Below are 23,237 nucleotides of genomic sequence, written 5' to 3'. Positions count from 1 at the left end.
CACCTCTGACTTCCCCTGACACTTTTCAGTTTCGGAGCGACCACTGTGACGCCTGAATCCCACGCCCCGACCGGAACGGGCGACCCCACGCTCGCACCGCCTCCCGGCTGCCCCGCGCACGGCCTCGGGCCCGGGGGCCTGCACCGGCTCCACACGGCGGAGGACCTGGGAGAGCTGTACGAGAAACTCCGGGCGGAGCACGGCCCCGTCGCGCCCGCGCTGCTCCACGACGACGTGCCCGTCTGGGTGGTCCTCGGGCACGCGGAGAACCTGCACATGGTGCGCGCGCCCGCGCACTTCTGCCGGGACAGCCGTATCTGGACCCCGCTCAAGGAGGGCATGGTCCGGCCCGACCACCCGCTCATGCCGCACATCGCCTGGCAGCCCATCTGCTCCCACGCCGAGGGCGACGAGCACAAGCGGCTGCGCGGCGCGGTCACCGGCGCCATCTCCACGATCGACTTCCGGGACCTGCGCCGCCACATCAACCGGCACACCCAGCGGCTCGTCAACCGGTTCTGCGAGGAGGGCCGCGCCGACCTCGTCGGGCAGTTCGCCGAGCACCTGCCGATGGGCGTCATGTGCGAGATCCTCGGCATGACGGGCGAGTACAACGACCGGCTGGTGGAGGCCGCCCGCGACGCGCTCAAGGGCACCGACACCGCCATCGCCAGTCACGCCTACGTCATGGACGCCCTGGAGCGGCTCACCGCGCGCCGCCGCGCCGAGCCGGCCGAGGACCTCGCCAGCCACCTCATCACCCACCCGGCCCGGCTGACCGACGACGAGGTCCGCGAGCACCTGCGCCTGGTCCTCTTCGCCGCCTACGAGAACACCGCCAACCTCATCTCCAACGTGCTGCGCGTGGTGCTCACCGACCCGCGGTTCCGCGCCCAGCTCAGCGGCGGCCAGATGACCGTGCCCCAGGCGGTCGAGCAGTCCCTGTGGGACGAGCCGCCGTTCAGCACCATCTTCGCCTACTTCGCCAAGCAGGACACGGAGCTGGGCGGCCAGCGCATCCGCCGGGGCGACGGACTGCTCCTCGGCATCGCGCCGGGCAACGTCGACCCCCGGGTGCGTCCCGACCGGCACGCCGACATGCAGGGCAACCGTTCCCACCTCGCCTTCGGCGGGGGCCCGCACGAGTGCCCCGGCCAGGACATCGGCCGGGCCATCGCCGACACCGGCGTCGACGCGCTGCTGATGCGGCTGCCGGACGTGCAGCTCGACTGCGACGAGGACGAGCTGCGCTGGCGGTCGTCGATCGCCTCACGCCACCTGGTGGAGCTGCCGGTGCGTTTCGAACCGAAACCGCAGCAGAGCGTGCAGGAGCCGCCGAGCCACCGCCCGATCCCGGCGCAGCGCGCCTCCTGGCAGATCGGGACGGAGCAGCCGCCGGCGCCGTCCGACGCCGCGGACCTGCGGGTCCCGTCGGACCCGCCGGCCCCGGCAGGGCCGTCGAGCGGGGCACAACCGCAGCCGCAGCCGCAGCCCGCGCCTGTTCCTCCGCACTCCCGGGTGGCCGCCCCGCCGCAGCCGGCGCCGCCCGCGGACCGTCCGCGGGGGATGTGGCAGCGCGTGCTGCGCTGGTGGCGCGGCCACTGACGCGCCGTCGGCGCAGCACCGGGCCCGGTCGGTACGGCGGTCCGGCCGGCGCCGGTTCCGGGGAGCGGAGCGCGGCCGTTCCCCGCGGCGCGCCGCCGGGCCGGTCACCGCTGTGCGGCCCAGCGGTCGTACGCCGCCCAGGCGTCCAGCGTCCGCCCGCTGCGGAACCGGTGCTGCCGTCCCGTGACCGGATCGGTGAACTCCAGCTCCCGCGCCAGCAGCTGGAGCGGCCGGCGGAAGTCGCCGGCCGGCGCGGGCGGGGCCACCTCCGGATAGAGGGGGTCGCCGAGGATCGGCACGCCGAGGGCGTTCATGTGCACGCGCAGCTGGTGCGTCTGGCCGGTGGCGGGCACCAGCCGGTACCGGCCCAGTGCGGTGCCCCGTTCCGTGCGATGCTCGATCAGCTCGACACGGGTGACGGCGTTCGGTTCGCCCGCGACCTCCCGGGCGGTCAGCACCCCGCGCTCCTTCACGATCCTGCTGCGCACGGTCCGCGGCAGCGCGAGCGACGGGTCGTACGGGGCGACGGCCTCGTACCCCTTGCGCACCCGCCGGTCGCGGAAGAGCGTCTGGTACGCGCCGCGCTCCTCGGGCCGCACCGTGAACAGCACCAGTCCCGCGGTGAGCCGGTCCAGGCGGTGCGCGGCGGTCAGCGCCGGAAGGCCCAGCTCCCGGCGCAACCGGGCGAGCGCGGTCTCGGCGACATGGCTGCCGCGCGGGGTCGTGGCCAGGAAGTGCGGCTTGTCGGCGACGACGATGTGCTCGTCGCGGTGGACGACCTCCAGCGGGAACGGCACCGGCACCTCGGCGGGCAGCTCCCGGTGGAACCACACGAACAGGCCCGGCTCGTACGGCGCGTCCGCCGCCACCGGCCGGCCGTCCGCGCCGACGACCAGCCCGGCGTCGAACATCCCGTCGACGACTCCGGCGCCCGCGCCGGACAGCCGCTCCACCAGGTGCTCGCGCACCGTGGCCCACGGCCCGGCCGCGGGCAGCCGCACCCGTACGGGGTCCACCCCGTGACGCTGGGGGAGGGGAGAGGGCGGGGGAGGGGTACGGCGTCTCATCGCGAGCAAGGGTACGAGGCCGGGGCGCGCGGGTGGATCACCGAGGGGCGGCGGACCCGGGCCCAGGAGCGGAATGTGCAGTGGGCGGTGCCCTACGCCGCCGACGCGCCCTCCTGCTCCGCCTCGACCCGGGCGTTCCACTCCCGCTTCGACGCCTGCCAGCCGTCCTCGTTGTGACCGAGGCGCCAGTAGCCGGAGATGGACAGGTCCTCGCGGGGAATCGCGCGCTCCACGCGGAGCAGCTTGCGCAACTCCTTCACGCAGCCCGCCTCGCCGTGCACGAACGCGTGCACCCGCCCCTCGGGGAACTCCAGGGCGCGTACGGCCTCGACCAGGGCCTCGCCGACGGGCCGGTCCCCGCGGTGCAGCCAGACCACCTCCACGTCGGAGTCGATCTTCTGCTCCTCCTCCGGGCCGGCGACCTCCACGAAGGCGTGCGCGCGGGCGCCGTCGGGCAGTGCCTCCAGGGAACGGGCGATCGCGGGCAGCGCGCTCTCGTCACCGGCGAGCAGGTGCCAGTCGGCGGCGGGGTCGGGGGCGTAGGCGCCGCCGGGGCCCAGGAAGCGCACGGTCTCGCCCGGCCGGACGCGCGTCGCCCAGGGGCCGGCCAGCCCCTCGTCGCCGTGGATGACGAAGTCCAGGGTCAGCTCGCGGTGCTCGGCGTCCCACTGGCGGACCGTGTACGTCCGGGTCACCGGCCACTGGTCGCGCGGGAACTCCTCCCGGATCCGCTCCATGTCGAAGGGCTCCGGGTAGGTGACGCCCTCGGCGGGGAAGAGCAGCTTCACATAGTGGTCGGTGCAGGTGTCCGCCGAGAAGCCGGCGAGCCCTTCGCCGCCGAGGACGACGCGCTGCATGTGCGGGGTCAGCCGCTCGGTGCGGACGACCTGCGCGGAGTGGGGCTTCCGCGGCTTTCGTACCGGTCGATCTGCCATGACGGCCTCCCTGCTCCCTGGACTTAGGTTTACCTAAGTTAGCATCTTCCGCTCCTGGAACGCCGCAGGAACCACAGGGTTCGTGTACCCCTCCCCGGCCCTCTACGCGGTGAGGGTCGCCAGCAGCCGCTCCAGTGACCCGCCCAGTCCCCAGCGAGCCGTCAGCGCCTCCAGGGCCGCGGGGTCGCGCGGGGCGCGCGGCAGGGCGGTGCCGACGTCCGGCAGCGGTACGTCGTCGGCCACCCGGACCACCTTCGGGGCGACGGCGAGATACGGCCGCGCCTCGGTCAGGCGCCTGCGCTGCGCCGGTGTGAGCCCGGCCGCCGGGTCGTCGGCCGCGGCCATGATCCCGGCCAGGTCCCCGAACTCGGCGAGCAGCTTGGCGGCCGTCTTCTCGCCGATGCCGGGCACGCCCGGCAGCCCGTCGCTCGGGTCGCCCCGCAGCAGCGCCAGATCGGCGTAACCCCGGCCGTCGACGCCGTACTTCTCGCGCAGCACGGCCTCGTCGGTGAGCTGGAGGGTGCCGACGCCCTTGACCAGGTACAGCACGCGGACGCCGCGCTCGTCGTCGACCAGCTGATACAGGTCGCGGTCGCCGGTGACGATGTCGACCGGGCCCCGGGCGCGGGCGGTGTAGGTGCCGATGACGTCGTCGGCCTCGTACCCCGGCACGCCCACGCGCGCGATGCCGAGCGCGTCGAGGACGGCCTCGATGACCGGCACCTGCGGGGACAGCGTGTCGGGCACCTGCTCCTCGTCCGGGCCCGCGGCGTGCTCCTCGGCGACGCGGTGCGCCTTGTAGGCGGGGATCAGCTCCACCCGCCACCGCGGGCGCCAGTCGGCGTCCATGCAGGCCACCAGGTGGTCGGGGCGGTGGTCCTTCACCAGGCGGTCGATGAAGTCCAGCAGGCCGCGCACGGCGTTCACCGGCGTGCCGTCCGGGGCCTTCACGGACTCCGGGACGCCGAAGTAGGCGCGGAAGTAGAGGGAGGCGGTGTCGAGGAGCATCAGTCGTCCGGTCACGCACGCATCATGCCGCAGACGGACGCCGGCCCTGAGCGCGGTGCGAAGGCGCGGGCCCGCCCCGGGGCGCGAGAGGCGTGAGAGATGTGAGCCGGGTCACTTGTGTGTTTGCCCCGGGGGCAAGGGGGCAGGCGCGCCCCCGGATCGAAGCTGGTTGCTCAATTCAACAGTGAGCCGGGCTCCGTATCCCTGTCCTTGCCCCCGAGCCAAGAGGTAAGCGTGTCAGCCAGGCTTGAGGCCGAGCACCTGTACAAGGTGTTCGGCAGAAAACCGGACCAGGCAGTCGAACGGCTGCGCCAGGGCGCCGACCGGGAGGAACTGCGCGCCGACGGGACCACGGCCGCCGTCATCGACGCCTCCTTCACCGTGGAGCCGGGCGAGATCTTCGTCGTGATGGGCCTGTCCGGCTCCGGCAAGTCCACCCTGCTGCGCATGCTCAACGGGCTCCTGGAGCCCACCGCGGGACACGTCCGCTTCGGCGGCCAGGACCTCACCGAACTCGGCGACCGAGGGCTGCGCGAGGTCCGCTCCAAGAAGATCAGCATGGTCTTCCAGCACTTCGCGCTCTTCCCGCACCGCAGCGTCCGCGACAACGCCGCCTACGGCCTGGAAGTGCAGGGCGTGCCCCGCGCCGAGCGCGAACGCCGCGCCGACGAGGCGCTCGCCCTGTGCGGCCTGGCCGGCTGGGAGAAGTCCTGGCCGGACGAGCTGTCCGGCGGCATGCAGCAGCGCGTGGGCCTGGCCCGCGCGCTCGCCACCGACGCCGACCTGCTGCTGATGGACGAGTCCTTCAGCGCGCTCGACCCGCTGATCCGCCGCGACATGCAGGACCAGCTGCTGGAGCTGCAGAAGACGCTGAAGAAGACGATCGTCTTCATCACCCACGACCTCAACGAGGCCATGCGCCTGGGCGACCGCGTCGCCGTCATGCGCGACGGCCGGATCGTGCAGCTCGGCACCGCGCAGGACATCCTGATGCGGCCCGCCAACGACTACGTCGCCTCCTTCACCCAGGACGTCGACCGCTCCCGCGTCCTGACGGCCGGCGCCGTCATGGACCGCGACGTGCGCGGCGACGAGGCCGACTGCGACTGCGAGACCGCCACCCCGGCCACCCCGTTCGTCGAGCTGTGCGCCATCAGCGCCCGCGTGCCGCACCCCGTGGCCGTGGTGGACGAGGGCGACGGACTCGTCGGGGTGGTCCCGCGGCAGCGTCTGGTCGGCTTCATCGGGGACGAGCAGGCCGCCCCCGGCACCTGCGGCTCCACCCGGCGCCAGGACGGCGGGAAGGTGATGGCCCGTGCCTAGGATCCCGCTCGGCGACTGGGTCAACGACGCGGTCGACTGGCTGCTCGGCCACGTCTCCTGGCTCTTCGACTTCCTCAAGTCCGTCTTCACCGGGACCTACGACGGCATCAACGCCGTCCTCCAGGCGCCCGAACCGCTGCTGCTCGCCGGCATCTTCGCGGTGCTGGCCTTCTGGCTGCGCGGCACGCTCGCCGGTGTCCTCGCCTTCGTGGGATTCGCGTTCATCGACTCCCTCGAACTGTGGGAGGACGCGATGGTGACCCTGTCGCTGGTCCTCGTCGCCACGATCATCGCCCTGGTCGTCGCGGTGCCCGTGGGCATCTGGGCGGCCCGCTCGGATCGCGTCAGCGGCCTGGTCCGGCCGGTGCTGGACTTCATGCAGACGCTGCCCGCGATGATCTACCTCATCCCGGCGATCCTCTTCTTCGGCACCGGCGCCTCCGCGGGCATCGTCGCCACCCTGATCTTCGCGCTCGCCCCCGGCGTGCGCATGACCGAGCTCGGCATCCGCCAGGTCGACAAGGAACTGGTCGAGGCGGCCGAGGCGTTCGGCACCACCCGCCGCAACACCCTGCTGCGCGTCCAGCTGCCGCTCGCGCTGCCCACCGTGATGGCAGGCGTCAACCAGGTGATCATGCTCGGCCTGTCCATGGCCGCGATCGCCGGCATGGTCGGCACCGGCGGCCTCGGCGGCGACGTCAACGAGGCCATCGGCCAGCTCAACGTCGGTCTCGGCTCCGAGGCCGGTGTCGCCATCGTGATCCTCGCGATCTACCTGGACCGGATGACCAGCGCCCTCGGCACCCAGGTCTCGCCGCTCGGCCGCCGTGCCGCCGCCCGCGCCCGGGCCGTGCAGGGCCTGAAGATCTGGTCCTACCGGCCGCGCCCGCAGATCGCCGTCGTCGGTGTCGTGGTCCTCGCGCTCGTCGCGGGCGGCATGAGCGTGTTCGGCGGCAGCGGCGGCTCCGCCGGTGCCGCCGGCGGCAAGGACGTCGGCCAGGGCAAGAAGATCAGCATCGGTTACATCCCGTGGGACGAGGGCGTCGCCTCCACCTTCCTGTGGAAGGAGATCCTCGAACAGCGCGGCTACCAGGTCGAGGCCAAGCAGTTCGAGGCCGGCCCGCTCTACACCTCCGTCGCCCAGGGCAGCATCGACTTCCAGACCAACGGCTGGCTGCCGACCACCCACGCCCCGTACTGGAAGAAGTACGGCGACCGGCTCGACGACCTCGGCGCCTGGTACGGCCCCACCTCCCTGGAGCTGAGCGTCCCGTCGTACATGAAGGGCATCGACTCCCTGGACGACCTCAAGGGCAAGGCCGCCCTCTTCGGCGGGAAGATCACCGGCATCGAGCCCAGCGCCGGCGAGATGGGCCTGCTCAAGAGCAAGGTCCTCAAGGCGTACGGCCTGGACCGGGAGTACAAGGTCGTCGACAGCTCCACCCCGGCGATGCTGGCCGAGCTGAAGCGGGCCTACGGCAAGAAGGAACCGATCGTCGTCACGCTCTGGTCGCCGCACTGGGCGTACAACGACTACGACCTGAAGAAGCTGAAGGACCCCAAGGGCGCCTGGGGCGAGGGCGACGGCGTGCACACGCTGGCCCGCAAGGGCTTCGCGCAGGACGATCCGGTCGTGGCCGGGTGGCTGAAGGACTTCAAGCTGGACGAGAAGCAGCTCACCAGCCTGGAGGCCGAGATCAACAAGGCCGGCAAGGGACGCCAGCAGGACGCCGTGCGCACCTGGCTGGAGGACCACCCCGGCCTCGTCGACGAGCTCGCCCCGGTCGGCTCCGGCTCCGGTGCCGCCCCCGCCGAGGCCAAGCGGCCCCTGGACGTGGCCTGGTTCCCCTGGGACGAGGACATCGCCGTCACCCACCTGTGGAAGAACGTCCTGGAACGGCGCGGCTACAAGCTGAACCTCAAGCAGATGGACGTCGGCCCGGTCTACACCGGCCTCGCCTCCGGCGACCTCGACCTCAACTTCGACGCCTGGCTGCCGCACGCCCAGAAGAACTACTGGGACAAGAGCAAGGACAGCCTGACCGACCTGGGCACCTGGTACGAGCCGACCTCGCTGGAGATCGCCGTGCCCTCCTACGTCAAGGACGTGAAGTCCATGGCGGACCTCAAGGGCAAGGCCGGCCGGTTCGACGGGAAGATCATCGGCATCGAGCCGGGCACCGGCCAGATGAACATCCTCAAGGACAAGGTCCTGCCGGGCTACGGCCTGGACGGGGAGTACGAGGTCGTCGACGGCTCCACCCCGGCGATGCTGGCCGAGCTCAAGCGGGCCTACGCCGAGAAGAAGCCCGTCGCGGTCGCGCTGTGGTCGCCGCACTGGGCGTACAGCGAGTACGAGCTCACCAAGCTGAAGGACCCGAAGAAGCTCTGGGGCGAGGGCAACACCATCCGCACCATCGCGAGCAAGGAGTTCCCCGGGCAGTACCCGCAGCTCACCGAGTGGATCAAGAACTTCCGGATGAGCGAGGAGGAGCTCGGCAGCCTGGAGAGCGAGATCAAGGACCGCGGCCAGGGCCATGAGCAGGAGGCCGTCGCCGCCTGGCTGGAGGAGCACCCGGACATGGTGGACCGGATGACCCCCCGGTAACCCGGACCCGAATGCCGCCCGAGGGGTGGATCCGCCCGTGCCGCGAGAGCATGGGGGGATCCACCCTTCGCCGTACGGCCCCGGGTACGGGACACGGCAAGGATCCGGACAACCACAGAGCGCCCTGCCGCCGCCCGGACCGGACCGCCGCCGGCCCGGCGGAACAGGCGGGAACAGACGGGACCGCCCGCGCCTTGAACCGAAGACGTGCCCGGTGCCGTGCCGGAGCGGCGATCGGGTGGCGCGAAACCGTGAGATACCGGTCGCCGCGATGTGACATCGATGTGACGGGCGCATGAAACGGTTTGCCGAACATGCGTAGGGTGCAGAGAAGTCATCAGAAGGACACCGTCCGGCAGCGGGCGGCGGCAGCGCGGCGACGGGCGGAGGAGGGAGCCGAGCGATGGGCGACCACAAAGAGCAGCCCCTGCGGGTGGGCGCGGCCGTCCGGCGGCGGCGCCGGGCCCTGGAGCTGACGCTCGCCGTCGTGGCCGAGCGCAGTGGCCTGTCCGTGCCCTTCCTCAGCCAGATCGAGAACGACCGGGCCCGCCCCAGCACCAGCTCCCTGGAGAAGGTGGCCGACGCCCTGCGCACCACCGCCGTGGAGCTCCTCGCCGCCGCCGACCCCGCGTGCAGCGTGGACGTGGTGCGGGGCGAGGACCCCGAGCCGCCGTTCGAGCCCCGGGTGCGGTCCCTGGTGCGCGGGCACCACCAGATGCACGCCTCGGAATTCACCGGCGACCACGACGCGGGCCGCGAACTGCAGTACCGCAACGACCAGTTGATGTACGTCGCCGAGGGCGCCGTGGAGATCGAGGCCGAGGGCCGCGCCTACCGGCTGGGCCGCGGCGACACCCTGTACCTCACCGGCGGCGTGCGGCACCGCTGGCGGGCGACGGTGCCCGAGACCCGGCTGATCGTCGTCGCGGTCGCCGAGCACATCGAGGCGGTGCGCAACCGGCCCCGCCCGTGAGGGCCGCGCCCGTGCGGGCCGTGTCCGTGAGAGCCGTCTCCCTGGTGCCGTCCCTGACCGAGGCCGTGGCCCGCACGGTCCCCGGGGTGCTCGCCGGTGCCACCGACTGGTGCGCGCACCCGGCCGGCCTGGACGTCGTACGCGTCGGCGGCACCAAGAACCCGCAGGTCGAGCGGATCGTCTCCCTCGCCCCCGACCTGGTGATCGCCAACGAGGAGGAGAACCGCGCCCCGGACCTGGACGCCCTGCGCGCGGCGGGCGTCGAGGTGCTGGTCACCGAGGTGCGCACCGTGCCGCAGGCGTTCGGGGAGCTGGCCCGGGTGCTGGCGGCGTGCGGCGCCCGTTCCCGGCCGCGCTGGCTGGACGAGGCGGAGGAGACCTGGTCGGCCCTCGCGCCGCCCGCGCGCCGGAGGACGGCGGTGGTGCCGGTCTGGCGCCGGCCGTGGAGGGTGCTCGGCCGGGACACCTTCGCGGGTGACGTCCTGGCCCGCCTCGGCGTCGACCACCTGTACGCCGGCCATCCCGACCGCTACCCGAAGGTGACGGCCGAGGAGCTGCGGGCGGCCCGCCCGGACCTCGTGGTCCTCCCCGACGAGCCGTACCGCTTCACCGCCGCCGACGGCCCCGACGCCTTCCCCGGACTGCCCTGCGCACTGGCCGACGGCCGGCACCTCACGTGGTACGGGCCGTCGCTGGCCGGGGCACCACGGGTGCTGGGGCGGGCGCTGCGAGCAGCACGCCGCTGAGCAGGCCGCGCGCGGTGCACACGGCCGCGGTGGCCCACGCGGCGACCAGGACGGCGTACAGGCCGACGGCCGAGACGCCGTACAGGGCGAGCCCCGTGTGCCGGGCGAGCGCCTCGGAGCCGGTGACACAGGTGCCCAGCGGGAAGATGAACGACCACCACGTCATGGCGAACCGCATCCCGCCGCGCCGCGCCCGCACCACGTGGGCGGTGGCCAGCCCCAGCCACAGCAGCGCGAAACCCATGACCGGCACCCCGTACAGGACGCTGAGCACGGCGAAGCCCTCGTGGTACGGGGCCGGCACGGCGCCGGGGGCGACGTCCGCGAACTGCCCGGCGGCGGTGGTGGACTGCCCGAGCGGGCCCAGCACCAGGAACAGCGTCGGCGTCAGGGCGAGCGGCAGCGGACCGGCGGTGAGCAGCCGGGCGAAGACCAGCGGCAGCATGACCAGCGTCGCCAGCAGACTCAGCCCGAAGAGCGCGAAGCAGGCGAACAGCAGCGTCTCGCGCGGCTGGCCCTCGGGCAGGTGCGGCACCAGCAGCGGCCCGTTCGCCGCCGACACCATCGGCGGGATCAGCGACAGCAGCCACACCGGGCTCGCCTGCCCCGGCTCGATACGGTGGCGCACGGCCATCAGGTACGGCACGGCGACGGCCACCACGAGTCCGAGGGCCGTACCGGAGACGAACAGCACGCCGTCCAGGGCGAGGGCCGCCCGCAGGCCGATCCAGTCCCGGCCGACGACGAGCGCGCCGCCGCCCACGGACAGCAGGGCCATGGCCAGGCAGCCGTAGAAGGGGGCCGTCGCCGGGTCGAGGAGGTGGGCGCGGACCTGGTCGCGGTGGTGCCGCCAGTGCAGGGCCCGCGCCGTGAGCAGCACCGCGAGCAGCAGCCCGGCCAGTGCCCAGACGGCGGTGCACGCGGTGCGCAGACCGGGCAGGTGCAGCGGAAGCCCGGCGCCGGCGGAGGCGATGACGGCGGTGCCCATCACGGTGGCGTACCAGTTGGGGCCGAGATGACGGACGGCCGTCACGCGGGGTGGGCGTGCGGCGGCGGGGGAAAAGGGCCGAGCTGCGGTGATCATACTTCTATCGTGACCGATCCCCGGCCCCTGACCAGGGAGCATGTCTCTATGGGGACATAAGCTGGGGTTATGAGCAACACGGCAGAACGGGAGGACTCCGCGCGGACGCCCACCGGTTCGCTGGCCCACCGGGTGCCGGACCTCGGAGCCTTGGAGCTGCTGCTGGCGGTGGCGCGGCTGGGCAGTCTCGGCGGGGCCGCGCGCGAGCTCGGCATCACCCAGCCGGCCGCCAGCAGCCGCATCCGCTCCATGGAACGCCAGCTGGGCGTCGCCCTGGTGGACCGCTCGCCGCGCGGGTCCCGGCTCACCGACGCCGGCGCGCTGGTCACGGACTGGGCGCGGCGGATCGTGGAGGCGGCGGAGGCGTTCGACGCGGGGGCGCAGGCGCTCAGGGACCGCAGGGACTCGCGGCTGCGGGTGGCGGCGAGCATGACCATCGCCGAGTACCTGCTGCCGGGCTGGCTGCTCGCGCTGCGCGCCCAGCGGCCGGACACGGCGGTGTCGCTGCTGGCCGGGAACTCGACGGCGGTGGCCCAGCGGCTGCTGGCCGACGAGGCCGACCTCGGGTTCGTGGAGGGGCTCAGTGTCCCCTCCGGCCTGGACTCCACGGTGATCGGCCACGACCGGCTGATCGTCGTCACCGCCCCCGCCCACCCCTGGGCCCGCCGCCGGCGCCCGCTGGCCGCCGAGGAGCTCGCGTCGACCCCGCTGATCCTGAGGGAGAAGGGCTCCGGCACCCGCCAGGTCCTCGACGCCGCCCTGGGCGGCCTCGCCCGCCCGCTGATCGAGCTCTCCTCGACCACCGCCGTGAAGGCGGCGGCGGTCGGCGGCGCCGGCCCCGCCGTCCTCAGCGAACTCGCCGTCGGCGAGGAGCTGGCGATGCGGCGCCTGGTGAGCGTCCCCGTGGCGGACGTCTCCCTCGCCCGCGACCTGCGCGCCGTCTGGCCGACGGGCCACCGCCCGGCGGGCCCGGCCCGGGAGCTGCTGTCCCTGACGCGCGGATGAGACCCCGGCGCGCGGGTGCGGCCTCAGCCCGGCGCCCCGGCCGCCTCCACCAGCGCCCGCATCACCCGTACGTCCTCGCCCATCTCCGGGTGCCACTGCACGCCCAGCACCCAGGGGCCGGACGGGAGCTCCACGGCCTCCACCGTCCCGTCCGCCGCGTGCGCCGACGCCACCAGGCCCGCGCCGAGGCGGTCCACCGCCTGGTGGTGGAAGACCGGTACGGAGATCTCCTCCGGGACGACGGCGGCGTACCGCGTGCCCGGGACCGGCACGACGGGGTGGCGGCCGAAGACGCCCGGGGTCTCGGCGTGGCCGTCGAGATGCTGGACGAGGGTGCCGCCGAGGGCGACGTTCAGCAGCTGCATGCCGCGGCAGATGCCCAGCAGCGGGACGTCCCGCGCCAGGGCCGCGTCGATCAGGGCCAGCTCCCAGGCGTCCCGGGCCCGGTCGGGCGGGCCGGTGCGCGGGTCGGGTACGGCGCCGTAGCGGGCCGGCTCGACGTCCGGGCCGCCCGCGATCACCAGCCCGTCCAGCCGGGCCACGGCCGCGCCGGCGTGCTCCGGCGCGTCCGGCGGGAGCATCGCCGCCAGGCCGCCCGCCCGCTGCACCAGCCGCGGATACCCGGCGGGCAGCAGCGCCGCCTCCAGCTCCCACACGCCCCAGCGCGTCCCGGACTCCAGGTACGTACTGACGCCGATCAGCGGCCTGCCCGTCACCCGACCTCCCTGCAATGGACCGATCCCATACCTTTGCCGAAGCGCCCGCGGCACGGCAAGGCGGGGCCCACGGCTCCCGCCCTCGCCCTCACGCACGCGCTCACGCCAGGAACCCGCGCAGCAGCGCCGCCGTCCCCGCGCAGTGCTCCCGCATGACCTCCCGCGCCCCGTCCTCGTCCCCGTCGAGCACCGCCTCGACCAGCGCGGTGTGCTGGCGCTGGGAGTGCTCCAGGTTGCGGACCAGCAGGGGGATGCAGTCGAGGAGGCCGTTCACCGTCGCCCGCACCGCCGCGTACTGCGCGGCCAGCGACGGCGATCCGCACAGCTCGGCGAGGGTGAGGTGCAGCATCGTGTCCGCGCGGCGGTAGCCGGCCGGCGCCACGTCGTGCGTCCCGGCCAGCGCCCGCCGCAGCCGCTTGGCCCGTCCGCCGTCCCGGCCGCGCGCGGCGCACAGCCCGGCCGCGCCCACCTCCAGCACCTCCCGGAAGCGCAGGACGTCCTCCAGGTCGACCCCGGCGACCCGGCGCCGCAGCTCGTCCTCGCCGCCCGCGTCCGCCCGCGGCAGCACAAACGTTCCGCCGTACCGCCCGCGCCGCGACTCCACCAGCCCCTGCTCGTGCAGCACCCTCAGCACCTCGCGCAGCGTCACCCGGCTGATCCCCAGCCGCTCGGCCAGTTCCCGCTCGGCCGGCAGCCGCTCGCCCTCCGCCACCAGCCCCAGCCGCACGACCTGGAGGATCTGCTCCAGCGCCTCCTCGAAGCCGTTGCCCGCGCGCACCGGCCGCAGCACCGGCGCCAGCCGGTCCGCCACCGTGCCGCCGCCCCTCTCCTCCGCCACGCGGACGCGCCCCCTTCCCAAGCAATGGTTCCCGGCCATACCTTAAGGGCCGGTTCACGGCTCCCGGCCGGCCCAGCGCGCAGCAGCCCCAAGGAGGCTCTCCCGTGGCAGACCGCACCGCGCCGCTCGGCGTCGAGGAACTGCACGCCCTCGTCGCCGGCGGGGACATCGACACCGTCGTCCTGGCCTTCCCCGACATGCAGGGACGCCTCCAGGGCAAGCGGTTCGCCGCGCGCTTCTTCCTCGACGAGGTCCTCCACCACGGCACCGAGGGCTGCACCTACCTCCTCGCCGTCGACGCCGAGATGAACACCGTCGACGGCTACGCCATGTCCTCCTGGGACCGCGGCTACGGCGACTTCGCCCTGCACCCCGACCCGGACACCCTGCGCCGTATCCCCTGGAACGAGGGCACCGCGCTGCTCGTCGCCGACCTCGCCTGGGGCGACGGCTCCCCGGTCGCCGCCGCGCCCCGCCAGATCCTGCGCCGCCAGCTGGAGCGCCTCGCCGGGCACGGCCTGACCGCCCGGGTCGGCACCGAGCTGGAGTTCATCGTCTTCAAGGACACCTACGAGCAGGCCTGGGACGCCGGCTACCGGGGGCTGACCCCGGTCAACCGGTACAACATCGACTACTCCGTCCTCGGCACCGGCCGCGTCGAGCCCCTGCTGCGCCGCATCCGCAACGAGATGGCCGGCGCCGGCCTCACCGTCGAGTCCGCCAAGGGCGAGTGCAACCCCGGCCAGCACGAGATCGCCTTCCGCTACGACGAGGCCCTCGTCACCTGTGACCAGCACGCGATCTACAAGACCGGCGCCAAGGAGATCGCCGCCCAGGAGGGCGTCTCCCTCACCTTCATGGCCAAGTACAACGAACGCGAGGGCAACTCCTGCCACATCCACCTCTCGCTCGCCGACGGCGACGGCCGCAGCGTCATGGCCGGGGACGGGCCCGGCGGCATGTCCGCCCTCATGCGGCACTTCCTCGCCGGACAGCTCGCCGCGCTGCGCGACTTCTCCCTCCTCTACGCCCCGAACATCAACTCCTACAAGCGGTTCCAGCCCGGCTCCTTCGCCCCCACCGCCGTCGCCTGGGGCCACGACAACCGCACCTGCGCCCTGCGCGTGGTCGGCCACGGCCGCTCCCTGCGCTTCGAGAACCGGCTCCCCGGCGGCGACGTCAACCCCTACCTGGCGGTCGCCGGGATGGTCGCGGCCGGACTGTACGGCGTCGAGCGGAAGCTGGAGCTGCCCGAGCCCTGCCCCGGAAACGCCTACACCGCCGGTTTCGCGCACGTCCCGACCACCCTGCGCGAGGCCGCCGGGCTCTGGGAGAACAGCCCCCTCGCCCATGCCGCCTTCGGCGACGAGGTCGTCGCCCACTACCGGAACATGGCCCGCGTCGAACTGGACGCCTTCGACGCCGCCGTCACCGACTGGGAGCTGCGCCGCTCCTTCGAACGCATGTGAGGCCCTCTCGTGTCCGATGCCCTGCCCGACGAACCTTCCGACGAGTTCTCGGACGAACTCTCCGACGAACTCTCCGACGACCTGCCCGGTGAGCTGCGCGTCCTGAACCCCGCGACCGAGGAGACCGTCGCCACCGTCCCCGCCGCCGGCCCGGCCGACGTCGACGCCGCCGTCACCCGGGCCGCGCGGGCGCAGGCCAGGTGGGCCGCCCTCGCCCCCGGCGACCGGGCCCGGCTGCTGCGCCGCTTCGCCGCCACCGTCGACGACCACCTGGAAGAGCTGGCCCGCCTGGAGGTCCAGGAGGCCGGCCACACCCTCGGCAACGCCCGCTGGGAGGCGGCCAACGTCCGCGACCTGCTCGACTACGCCGCCGGGGGAGTGGAGCGGCTGACCGGACGCCAGATCCCGGTCCCCGGCGGCCTCGACGTCACGATCCTCGAACCGCTCGGCGTCGTCGGCGTCATCGCCCCCTGGAACTTCCCCCTGCCCATCGCGGCCTGGGGCACGGCCCCCGCCCTCGCGGCGGGCAACGCGGTCCTCCTCAAACCCGCCGAGACCACCCCGCTCACCGCCCTGCGCCTGGCCGAACTCGCCCTGGCCGCCGGACTGCCGGAACACCTGTTCCAGGTGCTGCCCGGCCACGGCCCGGTCGCGGGCGACGCGCTCGTCACCCACCCCGGCGTCGCGAAGATCGTCTTCACCGGGTCGACGGCGGTCGGCAGACAGGTGCTGGCCAAGGGCGCCGCCCACCTCAAGCGCGTCACCCTCGAACTCGGCGGCAAGAGCCCCAACATCGTCTTCGCCGACGCCGACCTGGAGGCCGCCGCGGCCGCCGCCCCCATGTCCTTCCTCGACAACGCCGGCCAGGACTGCTGCGCCCGCACCCGCATCCTCGTCCAGCGCGCCGTCCACGACCGCTTCCTCGGCCTGCTCGCCCCCGCCGTCGAGTCCGTCGTCGTCGGCGACCCGGCCGACGAGCGCACCCAGATGGGTCCGCTGATCTCCCGCCGCCAGCTCCGGCGGGTCCGCTCCTACGTCCCCGAGGACGCCGCCGGCATCCGTGGCAAGGCCCCCGAGGGCCCCGGCTTCTGGTATCCGCCCACCGTCCTCACCGGCGTCGGCCCCCGCGCACGCGTGGCCGTCGAGGAGGTCTTCGGCCCCGTCGCCGTCGTCCTCCCCTTCGACGACGAGGCCGACGCCGTCCGCCTCGCCAACGCCACCGACTACGGCCTGTCCGGCTCGGTCTGGACTCGCGACGTCGGCCGCGCCCTGCGCGTCGCCCAGGCCGTCCGCGCCGGGAACCTGTCCGTCAACTCCCACTCCAGCGTCCGCTACTGGACCCCGTTCGGCGGCTTCAAGCAGTCCGGCCTCGGCCGCGAGCTCGGCCCGGACGCCCTGACCGCCTTCACCGAGACCAAGAACGTCTTCATCAGCACGGAGGGCCCCGCACAGTGACCGCGCAGACCCCAGCCCCACAGACCCCGGACGCCGTCTGCCGCCGCCTGGCCGGCCGCACCGCCGTCGTCACCGGAGCCGGCAGCGGCATCGGCCTCGCCTCCGCCCGCCGCCTCGCCTCCGAGGGCGCCCACGTGGTGTGCGGCGACATCGACGAGGAGCGCGGCAAGGCGGCGGCCGAGGAGACCGGCGGCACCTTCGTCCGGGCCGACGTCACCGACCCCGGACAGGTCGAGGCCCTGTTCCGGGCGGCGTACGACACCTACGGCAGCGTCGACGTCGCCTTCAACAACGCCGGCATCTCCCCGCCCGACGACGACTCCATCCTGGAGACCGGCCTGGAGGCGTGGAGGCGCGTCCAGGAGGTCAACCTCACCTCCGTCTACCTGTGCTGCAAGGCCGCCCTGCCCTACATGCGGCGCCAGGGCAAGGGCTCCATCATCAACACCGCCTCCTTCGTGGCCCGCATGGGCGCGGCGACCTCGCAGATCTCGTACACGGCGTCCAAGGGCGGCGTCCTCGCCCTCTCCCGCGAACTGGGCGTGCAGTTCGCCCGCGAGGGCATCCGCGTCAACGCCCTGTGCCCCGGCCCGGTCAACACCCCCCTGCTCCGGGAGCTGTTCGCCAAGGACCCGGAGCGCGCCGCGCGCCGCCTCGTCCACATCCCCGTCGGCCGGTTCGCCGAGGCCGAGGAGATCGCCGCCGCCGTCGCCTTCCTGGCCAGCGACGACTCCTCCTTCGTCAACGCCACCGACTTCCTGGTGGACGGCGGGATCTCCGGCGCCTACGTCACCCCCCTGTAGGCCGGTGCCCGGACGGCGCTCAGAGGAACGTACGGCCCTCGCCGCGGTACGTCGGCACGGTCGCCGTCACCCGGTCGCCCTCCACCAGGTGCAGCGCGTCGAACCGCTCGCACAGCTCACCGGCCTTGGCGTGCCGGAACCACACCTTGTCCCCGACGAGGAGGTCGTCGGCGGGGAAACCGAGCAGCGGCGTCTGCACCTCGCCGGCCCCCTCCCGGGGGTCGTACCGCAGCCCTTGGGGCAGATACGGCTCCGGAAGCCGGTCCGCCCCGGGGGCCCCGGAGGCCGGATACCCCCCGCCGAGGACCGTCACCACCCCCATCCCCGGCCGCCGTACGACGGGCTGGGCGAACAGGGCCGCGGGACGGCCGCTGAACGACGTGTAGTCGTCGAACAGCCGCGGCACGTACAGCCCCGACCCGGCGGCGATCTCCGTGACCGCCGCCTCCGCCGCGGTGTGCTGCACACTGCCCGTGCCGCCGCCGTTGACGAACTCCAGGTCCGGCACCACCGCCCGCACCGCGCGCACCGCCTCGGCCCGCCGCCCGGCCAGCTCCCGGCGCGCGGCGGCCTGCATCAGCCGGACCGCGCGCGACCGCAGCGGCCGGCCCGCCACCGCGTCCCCGACCCCGGCGATGTGCCCCTCGTACGCCATGAGCCCCACGACCCTGAACCCCGGCCGCCGGTCCACCAGGCGGGCCAGATCGGCGAGCTGCGCGGGGGAGTGCAGCGGCGAGCGGCGGGCCCCGACGCGCACCCGCCCGCCCAGCAGCCGCAGCGACGTGTCCAACTCCAGGCAGACCCGCACCTCTTCACGGCCGTTCCCGCGCGCCTCGTCGATCAGCCGCAGCTGCGCCGGGTCGTCCACCAGCACGGTCACGGCCGCGGCCAGCTTGGGATCGGCGGTCAGCTCGGCGAAGGAGGCCCGGTCCGCCGACGGATAGGCGAGCAGTACGTCCTCGACACCGGACCGCGCCAGCCACAGCGACTCGGCCAGCGTGAACGACATGACGCCCGCGAACCCGTCCCGGGCCAGGACGCGTTCGAGCAGCGCACGGCAGCGCACGGACTTGCTGGCGACGCGGATCGGCTTGCCCCGGGCACGCCGGACCAGGTCGTCGGCGTTGGCGTCGAACGCCTCCAGGTCGACGATGGCCAGCGGGGCGTCGAGATGGGCGGTGGCCCGGTCGTAACGGGCCCGGTCGGCGGGGCGCGCGGTCATGAACGCAGCCTGCCAGACAGGATTACCGCAGGGTAGGGGGACGATCCGGGCCAAAGCCGCGGTCGCCCGGACCGGTTCCCCTCCGGGGGGCGGCACGCCGTAAAGTGACGCGCACGCACGGCGGAACGACTCCTGCCGGAGGTCCGTACCGGGATGACGGTCCGGTCGTGCGGGTATGCGTGTCCGGCAGGAGCAGTGCCCGCCGGGCCAGGGCAGGAGGACCCGCGCCCGCGCACGAGGAAGACGCAGCGGCCCGGGCACGAGGAAACGGGGGGTGCATGAGCACGGACGCGCGACGCGCCTCCTTCCCCCCACGCCCCGCGACCCCGCCACGCCCCGGCACCCCCGAGCGCCCGCCGCAGCCGGCCGCCACGGGCCGCCCCGCACCGGCTCCCGCCGACGCCCCCGGCACCCGGCTCCCGCACCCCGGCCCCATGCCCCCGCCGCAGGCCCCCGCGCCGCAGCCGGCCGCCACGGGCCACCCCGCACCGGTCCCTTCCGGCGCCGTGACCCCGTCGCGCCCCGGCACCCCCGTGCCCCCGCCGCAGGCCCCCGCGCCGGTCCCTTCCGGCACCGCGGACACCCGTGTCCCGGCCGCAGGTCCCACGCCTCCTCCACCTCCTCCGCCGCCCCCGGCGTCCGCCCGCTTCCCGGACGCGCCGCCGGCGGTCGGCTCCCGGGCACCGGGCGGGACGCCCGGCCCGCCGGTCCCGGGTACCGCCGTACCCACCCGCCCGGACGGGCGGCCGCAGGCACCGGCACCCCGCCCCGGCGCCTCCCCCGAGACGCCGTCCGAGACGACCACCGAGCTGCGCCCGGCGCGCCCCACCGACGGCACCGGCGAGCCGCGGCCCCGGGCCACCACCGCTCCACCGCACCCGGCGCCCCGTACCGGCCGCCCCGCCGAGAGGCCCTCCGAGACCACCGCCCGGCTGCGCCCGGTCCCGGCCGGAGCCGCCCTCGGCGGCACGGGCGCGCCCAACGGCGCGCGGGGCGAACGCGGCGGCCCGGGCGACGGGCACACGCCCCCTCCCATATCCACCGGCGCGGTCCCCGCCACCCCGGCTCCCCGGCCCCAGTCCCAGCCCCGGAACACGCCCGCCCCCGGCGTCGGCCGCCCCCTCACACCGTTCGGCCCGCCGCCCGAGCAGTACGGCGCGCCCCAGCAGTACGGCGCGTACGACGGGCAGGCCCGGCCCCGCCGCTTCGGCGGCCGGGGGCGCCCCCAGATCGTCGCGGCCACCGTCTGCCTCGTCCTCGGAGTGGGCCTCGTCGGCGGCGCCGTCACCGGCAGCTGGCTCACCGGGGACGGCGGGGAGGACGGCGCCCGCGGCGCGTTCGCCGCGGCCGGGGACCTGTGGCACAGCGTGCCGGTCGACCGGCTCTTCCCGCCGACCGTCCAGGGCCGGGGCGCCGGCCCCGGCGGCGCCGACCGCACCTGGACGCGGATCGCCGTCGCCCCGGACAGCGGCTGCGCGGACGCCTTCGACCCGCTGCTGCGCAAGGTCCTCGCCCCGGCCGGCTGCGCCCGCCTGCTGCGCGCCACCTACACCGACGCCACCCAGAGCCACGTCACCACCGTCGGCCTGCTCTTCACCCGGGCCGACGCCGCCACGACGGCCTCGCTGGCCCGCCGCTTCGAGAAGGAGGGCCTGGCCCGCCGCAGCGACCTCATGCCTCTGCCGTACGCCGCGAAGGGCACCGCCGCCGCCGGCTTCGGCGCCGGGCAGCGGGCCTCGTGGACCGTCTCCGTCCTCACCGACGCCCCCGTCGTCGTCTACGCCGTCTCCGGCTGGGCCGACGGCCGCACCGTCGACGACCCGCAGCCCGCCGAGGAGGCCATGGAGTCCGGCGCCACCACCGCCCCCGCCCAGGCCGGCCTCGGCCACGAGGCCCGCGGCCTCGCCGACCGCATCGAACGGAGCCTGCGCAAGCACGCCGCCTCCGCCACGGAGCAGCCCTCGTGACCGTCCCGTCCCGCCGTGCCGCGGCCCTCGGCGTCCTCCTCGCCGCCGCCCTCGCCCTCGTCCCGCCCACCACCGCGTACGCCGACGGCATCCGCGCCAAGCAGTGGGCCCTGGACGCCCTGCACACCCGGCAGATCTGGCGCACCACCAAGGGCGAGGGCGTCACCGTCGCCGTCCTCGACACCGGCGTCGAGGCCGACCACCCCGACCTCGCCGGAAACGTCCTCACCGGCAAGGACATGGTCGGCTTCGGAGCGAAGCAGGGCGACCGCGCCTGGGCCCGCCACGGCACCGCGATGGCCGGGATCATCGCCGGCCACGGACACGGCCCCGGCGGCGCCGACGGCGTCATGGGCGTCGCCCCCGAGGCGAAGATCCTGCCCGTGCGCGTCATCCTGGAGGACGCCGACCCCTCCCGCGCCGAGGCCCGCAAGACCCGCGGCAACGCCCTCGCCGACGGCATCCGCTGGGCCGCCGACCACGGCGCCGACGTCATCAACCTCTCCCTCGGCGACGACTCGGCCTCCGCCCACCCCGAAGCCGCCGAGGACGAGGCGATCCAGTACGCCCTGCGGAAGGGCGTGACCGTCGTCGCCTCCGCCGGCAACGGCGGCGAGAAGGGCGACCACATCTCCTACCCGGCCGCCTACCCGGGCGTCATCGCCGCGACCGCCGTCGACCGCTACGGCACCCGCGCCTCCTTCTCCACCCGCCGCTGGTACGCCACCGTCAGCGCCCCCGGCGTCGACATCGTGATCGCCGACCCCGACCACCGCTACTACGAGGGCTGGGGCACCAGCGCCGCCGCCGCGTTCGTCTCCGGCGCCGCCGCCCTCCTCAAGGCGGCCCACCCCGGCCTCACCCCCGCCCAGGTCAAGCGGCTCCTCGAAGACACCGCCCGGGACGCCCCCGCCGACGGCCGCGACGACTCCCGCGGCTTCGGCTTCATCGACCCCGCCGCCGCCATCGAGGCCGCCGGCCGCCTGAAGCCGGAGGGCCTGAAGCCGGCGGCGTACGGCGAGGAGTACTTCGGCCCCGGCCCGGACACCGACCACGCCGAGGACGGCACCGCCGCCTGGGCGGCCCCGCTCGCGGGCGGCACCGGCGGCGTCCTGCTGGTCACGGCGGCCGTCCTGTGGCGCGGGCGCCGCACCCGCCACGACAGCCTCTGACGCACCCGGCCACGCCGGCCTCCGGCACACCCGGCCACACCGGCCCCGGCGCCCCCGGACGGACCCGCACGAACCCCGCCGCCTCCCCCCGATAGGGTCGGGGACCGTGGCGAACAAGAACATCCCCGACTCCGGCTTCTCCGACGACGACGGCTCCGCCGACCCCCGGCTGAGCGCGGCGCTCGCCGCCTGGGCCGAGGACCGCACCGCCGTCGGCCCGGTCCTTCAGGCCCTCAAGGGCGCCCGGCTGCTCGTCCCCGTCGTGGCCGTGCTCGGCGAGGTCGAGGAGGACGAGAGGGGGCTGCGCCGCGAGAAGACCAGCGAGATGGCCGTCCCCACCCTGAAGGCCGCGGGCCGCACCGCCCTGCCCGCCTTCACCTCCACCGACACCCTCGCCCGCTGGGACCCGGCGGCCCGCCCCGTCGCGGTCCCCCTGCACCAGGCCCTCCAGGCCGCCGCGCACGAGAAGGCCGACACGATCGTGCTGGACCTGGCCGGACCGGTCCCGTTCGAACTGACCGGGCCCGCGCTGCTGGCGCTCGCGGAGGGCCGTACGACGACCGACCCGCTCGCCGACCCGGCCGTCGTGGAGGCCGTGCGCGGCGCCGTGGCCGCCGAGCCCGCCGTCCTGCGCGCCCACCTCGGCCCGGGACAGGCCGACGGCACCCTCGCCCTCGTCCTCGACCCCGCCGCCGCGCCGGCCGAGGCCGCCCGCGCGGTCGCCGGGCGCCTGGCCGCCGACGAAACGCTCAGGGCCCGCCTGGTGCGCGGCCTCGACCTGGCACTGCTGCCGGCCGGAGCGACGCCGCCGGGCGAGCCCTTGTACGTACGTCGGTGAAGCGTCGGTGAATCAGGCGGTCGACCGGGCGGGTCAGCCGTAGACGGGGCCCGTGTACTTCTCCCCGGGACCCTGGCCCGGCTCGTCCGGGACGAGCGAGGCCTCGCGGAACGCCAGCTGCAGCGACTTCAGGCCGTCGCGCAGCGGCGCCGCGTGGAACGAGCTGATCTCGGTCGCGCTCGCGTCCAGCAGACCGGCCAGCGCGTGCACCAGCTTGCGGGCCTCGTCCAGGTCCTTGTGCGCGTCACCCTCCTCGGTCAGACCGAGCTTCACCGCGGCGGCGCTCATCAGGTTCACGGCGACCGTCACGATCACCTCGACCGCCGGGACCTCGGCGATGTCGCGGGTCATGGCGTCGAAGTCGGGCGTCTCAGGAGGGGTCTCACTCATGCCCACACGATAG

Annotated in this window: 20 protein-coding genes; 12 read left to right on the top strand and 8 right to left on the bottom strand. The window is 74.7% G+C overall.

Annotated elements, in window-relative coordinates; translation table 11 throughout:
• Positions 1 to 45: 45 nt before the first annotated feature.
• A complete protein-coding gene (locus ABZ340_RS21985) occupies positions 46 to 1,605 on the top strand; it encodes a cytochrome P450 (protein WP_358783483.1) in 1,560 nt (519 codons plus the stop codon).
• 104 nt (positions 1,606 to 1,709) lie between these two features.
• On the opposite strand, the gene ABZ340_RS21980 is transcribed toward ABZ340_RS21985, so the two are convergent.
• The 3 genes from ABZ340_RS21980 to ABZ340_RS21970 all read right to left on the bottom strand — a co-directional run bounded on the left by ABZ340_RS21980 (position 1,710) and on the right by ABZ340_RS21970 (position 4,630).
• Positions 1,710 to 2,672 (bottom strand): RluA family pseudouridine synthase, encoded by a 963-nt coding sequence (locus tag ABZ340_RS21980; RefSeq protein WP_358783482.1) that lies wholly within the window; start codon positions 2,670 to 2,672, stop codon positions 1,710 to 1,712.
• 92 nt (positions 2,673 to 2,764) lie between these two features.
• Positions 2,765 to 3,607: a siderophore-interacting protein gene (locus ABZ340_RS21975; RefSeq protein WP_358783481.1), complete on the bottom strand. Its 843-nt coding sequence runs from the start codon at positions 3,605 to 3,607 to the stop codon at positions 2,765 to 2,767.
• 102 nt (positions 3,608 to 3,709) lie between these two features.
• Positions 3,710 to 4,630: a 5'-3' exonuclease gene (locus ABZ340_RS21970; protein WP_358783480.1), complete on the bottom strand. Its 921-nt coding sequence runs from the start codon at positions 4,628 to 4,630 to the stop codon at positions 3,710 to 3,712.
• A gap of 219 nt (positions 4,631 to 4,849) precedes the next feature.
• On the opposite strand from ABZ340_RS21970, the gene ABZ340_RS21965 reads away from it, so the two are divergent.
• The 4 genes from ABZ340_RS21965 (at position 4,850) to ABZ340_RS21950 (ending at position 10,265) form a co-directional block, all read left to right on the top strand.
• A complete protein-coding gene (locus ABZ340_RS21965) occupies positions 4,850 to 5,938 on the top strand; it encodes a glycine betaine/L-proline ABC transporter ATP-binding protein (protein WP_358783479.1) in 1,089 nt (362 codons plus the stop codon).
• Positions 5,931 to 8,546 (top strand): ABC transporter permease/substrate binding protein, encoded by a 2,616-nt coding sequence (locus tag ABZ340_RS21960; protein WP_358783478.1) that lies wholly within the window; start codon positions 5,931 to 5,933, stop codon positions 8,544 to 8,546. The genes ABZ340_RS21965 and ABZ340_RS21960 overlap by 8 nt, the downstream gene beginning before the upstream one ends.
• 403 nt (positions 8,547 to 8,949) lie before the next feature.
• Entirely contained in the window at positions 8,950 to 9,519 is a 570-nt protein-coding gene (locus ABZ340_RS21955; protein WP_358783477.1) for an XRE family transcriptional regulator, read from the top strand.
• Between the two features lie 26 nt (positions 9,520 to 9,545).
• Positions 9,546 to 10,265 (top strand): helical backbone metal receptor, encoded by a 720-nt coding sequence (locus tag ABZ340_RS21950; RefSeq protein WP_358783510.1) that lies wholly within the window; start codon positions 9,546 to 9,548, stop codon positions 10,263 to 10,265.
• Here ABZ340_RS21950 and ABZ340_RS21945 read toward each other — a convergent pair.
• Positions 10,192 to 11,349 (bottom strand): TDT family transporter, encoded by a 1,158-nt coding sequence (locus ABZ340_RS21945; RefSeq protein WP_358783476.1) that lies wholly within the window; start codon positions 11,347 to 11,349, stop codon positions 10,192 to 10,194. The two genes, ABZ340_RS21950 and ABZ340_RS21945, sit on opposite strands and share 74 nt — an antisense overlap.
• Positions 11,350 to 11,418: 69 nt before the next feature.
• Here ABZ340_RS21945 and ABZ340_RS21940 point away from each other — a divergent pair, with 69 nt between their 5' ends.
• Positions 11,419 to 12,354, top strand: a complete 936-nt coding sequence (locus tag ABZ340_RS21940; protein ID WP_358783475.1) for a LysR family transcriptional regulator — start codon at positions 11,419 to 11,421, stop codon at positions 12,352 to 12,354.
• A gap of 23 nt (positions 12,355 to 12,377) precedes the next feature.
• On the opposite strand, the gene ABZ340_RS21935 is transcribed toward ABZ340_RS21940, so the two are convergent.
• Together ABZ340_RS21935 and ABZ340_RS21930 are read right to left on the bottom strand one after the other, a co-directional pair.
• Positions 12,378 to 13,070 carry a gamma-glutamyl-gamma-aminobutyrate hydrolase family protein gene (locus tag ABZ340_RS21935; protein ID WP_358783474.1) on the bottom strand — a complete coding sequence of 231 codons (693 nt, stop codon included), beginning with the start codon at positions 13,068 to 13,070 and terminating at the stop codon, positions 12,378 to 12,380.
• Between the two features lie 100 nt (positions 13,071 to 13,170).
• Positions 13,171 to 13,881, bottom strand: a complete 711-nt coding sequence (locus ABZ340_RS21930) for an FCD domain-containing protein (protein WP_358783509.1) — start codon at positions 13,879 to 13,881, stop codon at positions 13,171 to 13,173.
• A 131-nt stretch (positions 13,882 to 14,012) separates the two neighbouring features.
• Here ABZ340_RS21930 and ABZ340_RS21925 point away from each other — a divergent pair, with 131 nt between their 5' ends.
• The 3 genes from ABZ340_RS21925 to ABZ340_RS21915 all read left to right on the top strand — a co-directional run bounded on the left by ABZ340_RS21925 (position 14,013) and on the right by ABZ340_RS21915 (position 17,635).
• Complete coding sequence (locus ABZ340_RS21925; protein ID WP_358783473.1) at positions 14,013 to 15,377, top strand: glutamine synthetase family protein; 1,365 nt, start codon at positions 14,013 to 14,015, stop codon at positions 15,375 to 15,377.
• Positions 15,378 to 15,458: 81 nt separating this feature from the next.
• The gene (locus tag ABZ340_RS21920) at positions 15,459 to 16,832 is read left to right on the top strand and encodes an aldehyde dehydrogenase family protein (protein WP_358783508.1); all 1,374 of its coding nucleotides are present in this window, start codon (positions 15,459 to 15,461) and stop codon (positions 16,830 to 16,832) included.
• Positions 16,829 to 17,635: a 3-oxoacyl-ACP reductase gene (locus tag ABZ340_RS21915; RefSeq protein WP_358783472.1), complete on the top strand. Its 807-nt coding sequence runs from the start codon at positions 16,829 to 16,831 to the stop codon at positions 17,633 to 17,635. The genes ABZ340_RS21920 and ABZ340_RS21915 overlap by 4 nt, the downstream gene beginning before the upstream one ends.
• Positions 17,636 to 17,654: 19 nt before the next feature.
• On the opposite strand, the gene ABZ340_RS21910 is transcribed toward ABZ340_RS21915, so the two are convergent.
• A complete protein-coding gene (locus ABZ340_RS21910) occupies positions 17,655 to 18,857 on the bottom strand; it encodes an amino acid deaminase/aldolase (RefSeq protein ID WP_358783471.1) in 1,203 nt (400 codons plus the stop codon).
• A gap of 278 nt (positions 18,858 to 19,135) precedes the next feature.
• Here ABZ340_RS21910 and ABZ340_RS21905 point away from each other — a divergent pair, with 278 nt between their 5' ends.
• From ABZ340_RS21905 to ABZ340_RS21895, 3 genes are all read left to right on the top strand, one after another.
• A complete protein-coding gene (locus tag ABZ340_RS21905; RefSeq protein WP_358783470.1) occupies positions 19,136 to 20,824 on the top strand; it encodes a hypothetical protein in 1,689 nt (562 codons plus the stop codon).
• Positions 20,821 to 21,996, top strand: a complete 1,176-nt coding sequence (mycP, locus tag ABZ340_RS21900; RefSeq protein WP_358783469.1) for a type VII secretion-associated serine protease mycosin — start codon at positions 20,821 to 20,823, stop codon at positions 21,994 to 21,996. The genes ABZ340_RS21905 and mycP overlap by 4 nt, the downstream gene beginning before the upstream one ends.
• Positions 21,997 to 22,102: 106 nt before the next feature.
• A complete protein-coding gene (locus ABZ340_RS21895; RefSeq protein WP_358783468.1) occupies positions 22,103 to 22,834 on the top strand; it encodes an SseB family protein in 732 nt (243 codons plus the stop codon).
• A gap of 33 nt (positions 22,835 to 22,867) precedes the next feature.
• On the opposite strand, the gene ABZ340_RS21890 is transcribed toward ABZ340_RS21895, so the two are convergent.
• Positions 22,868 to 23,224 (bottom strand): DUF1844 domain-containing protein, encoded by a 357-nt coding sequence (locus ABZ340_RS21890; protein ID WP_358783467.1) that lies wholly within the window; start codon positions 23,222 to 23,224, stop codon positions 22,868 to 22,870.
• Positions 23,225 to 23,237 lie beyond the last annotated feature (13 nt).

This window comes from Streptomyces sp. NPDC006134, from assembly GCF_040628835.1.
Lineage (GTDB): Bacteria > Actinomycetota > Actinomycetes > Streptomycetales > Streptomycetaceae > Streptomyces.
Note: the sequence above shows the minus strand (reverse complement) of the source record. Positions and strands in the feature narration are given on the sequence as shown.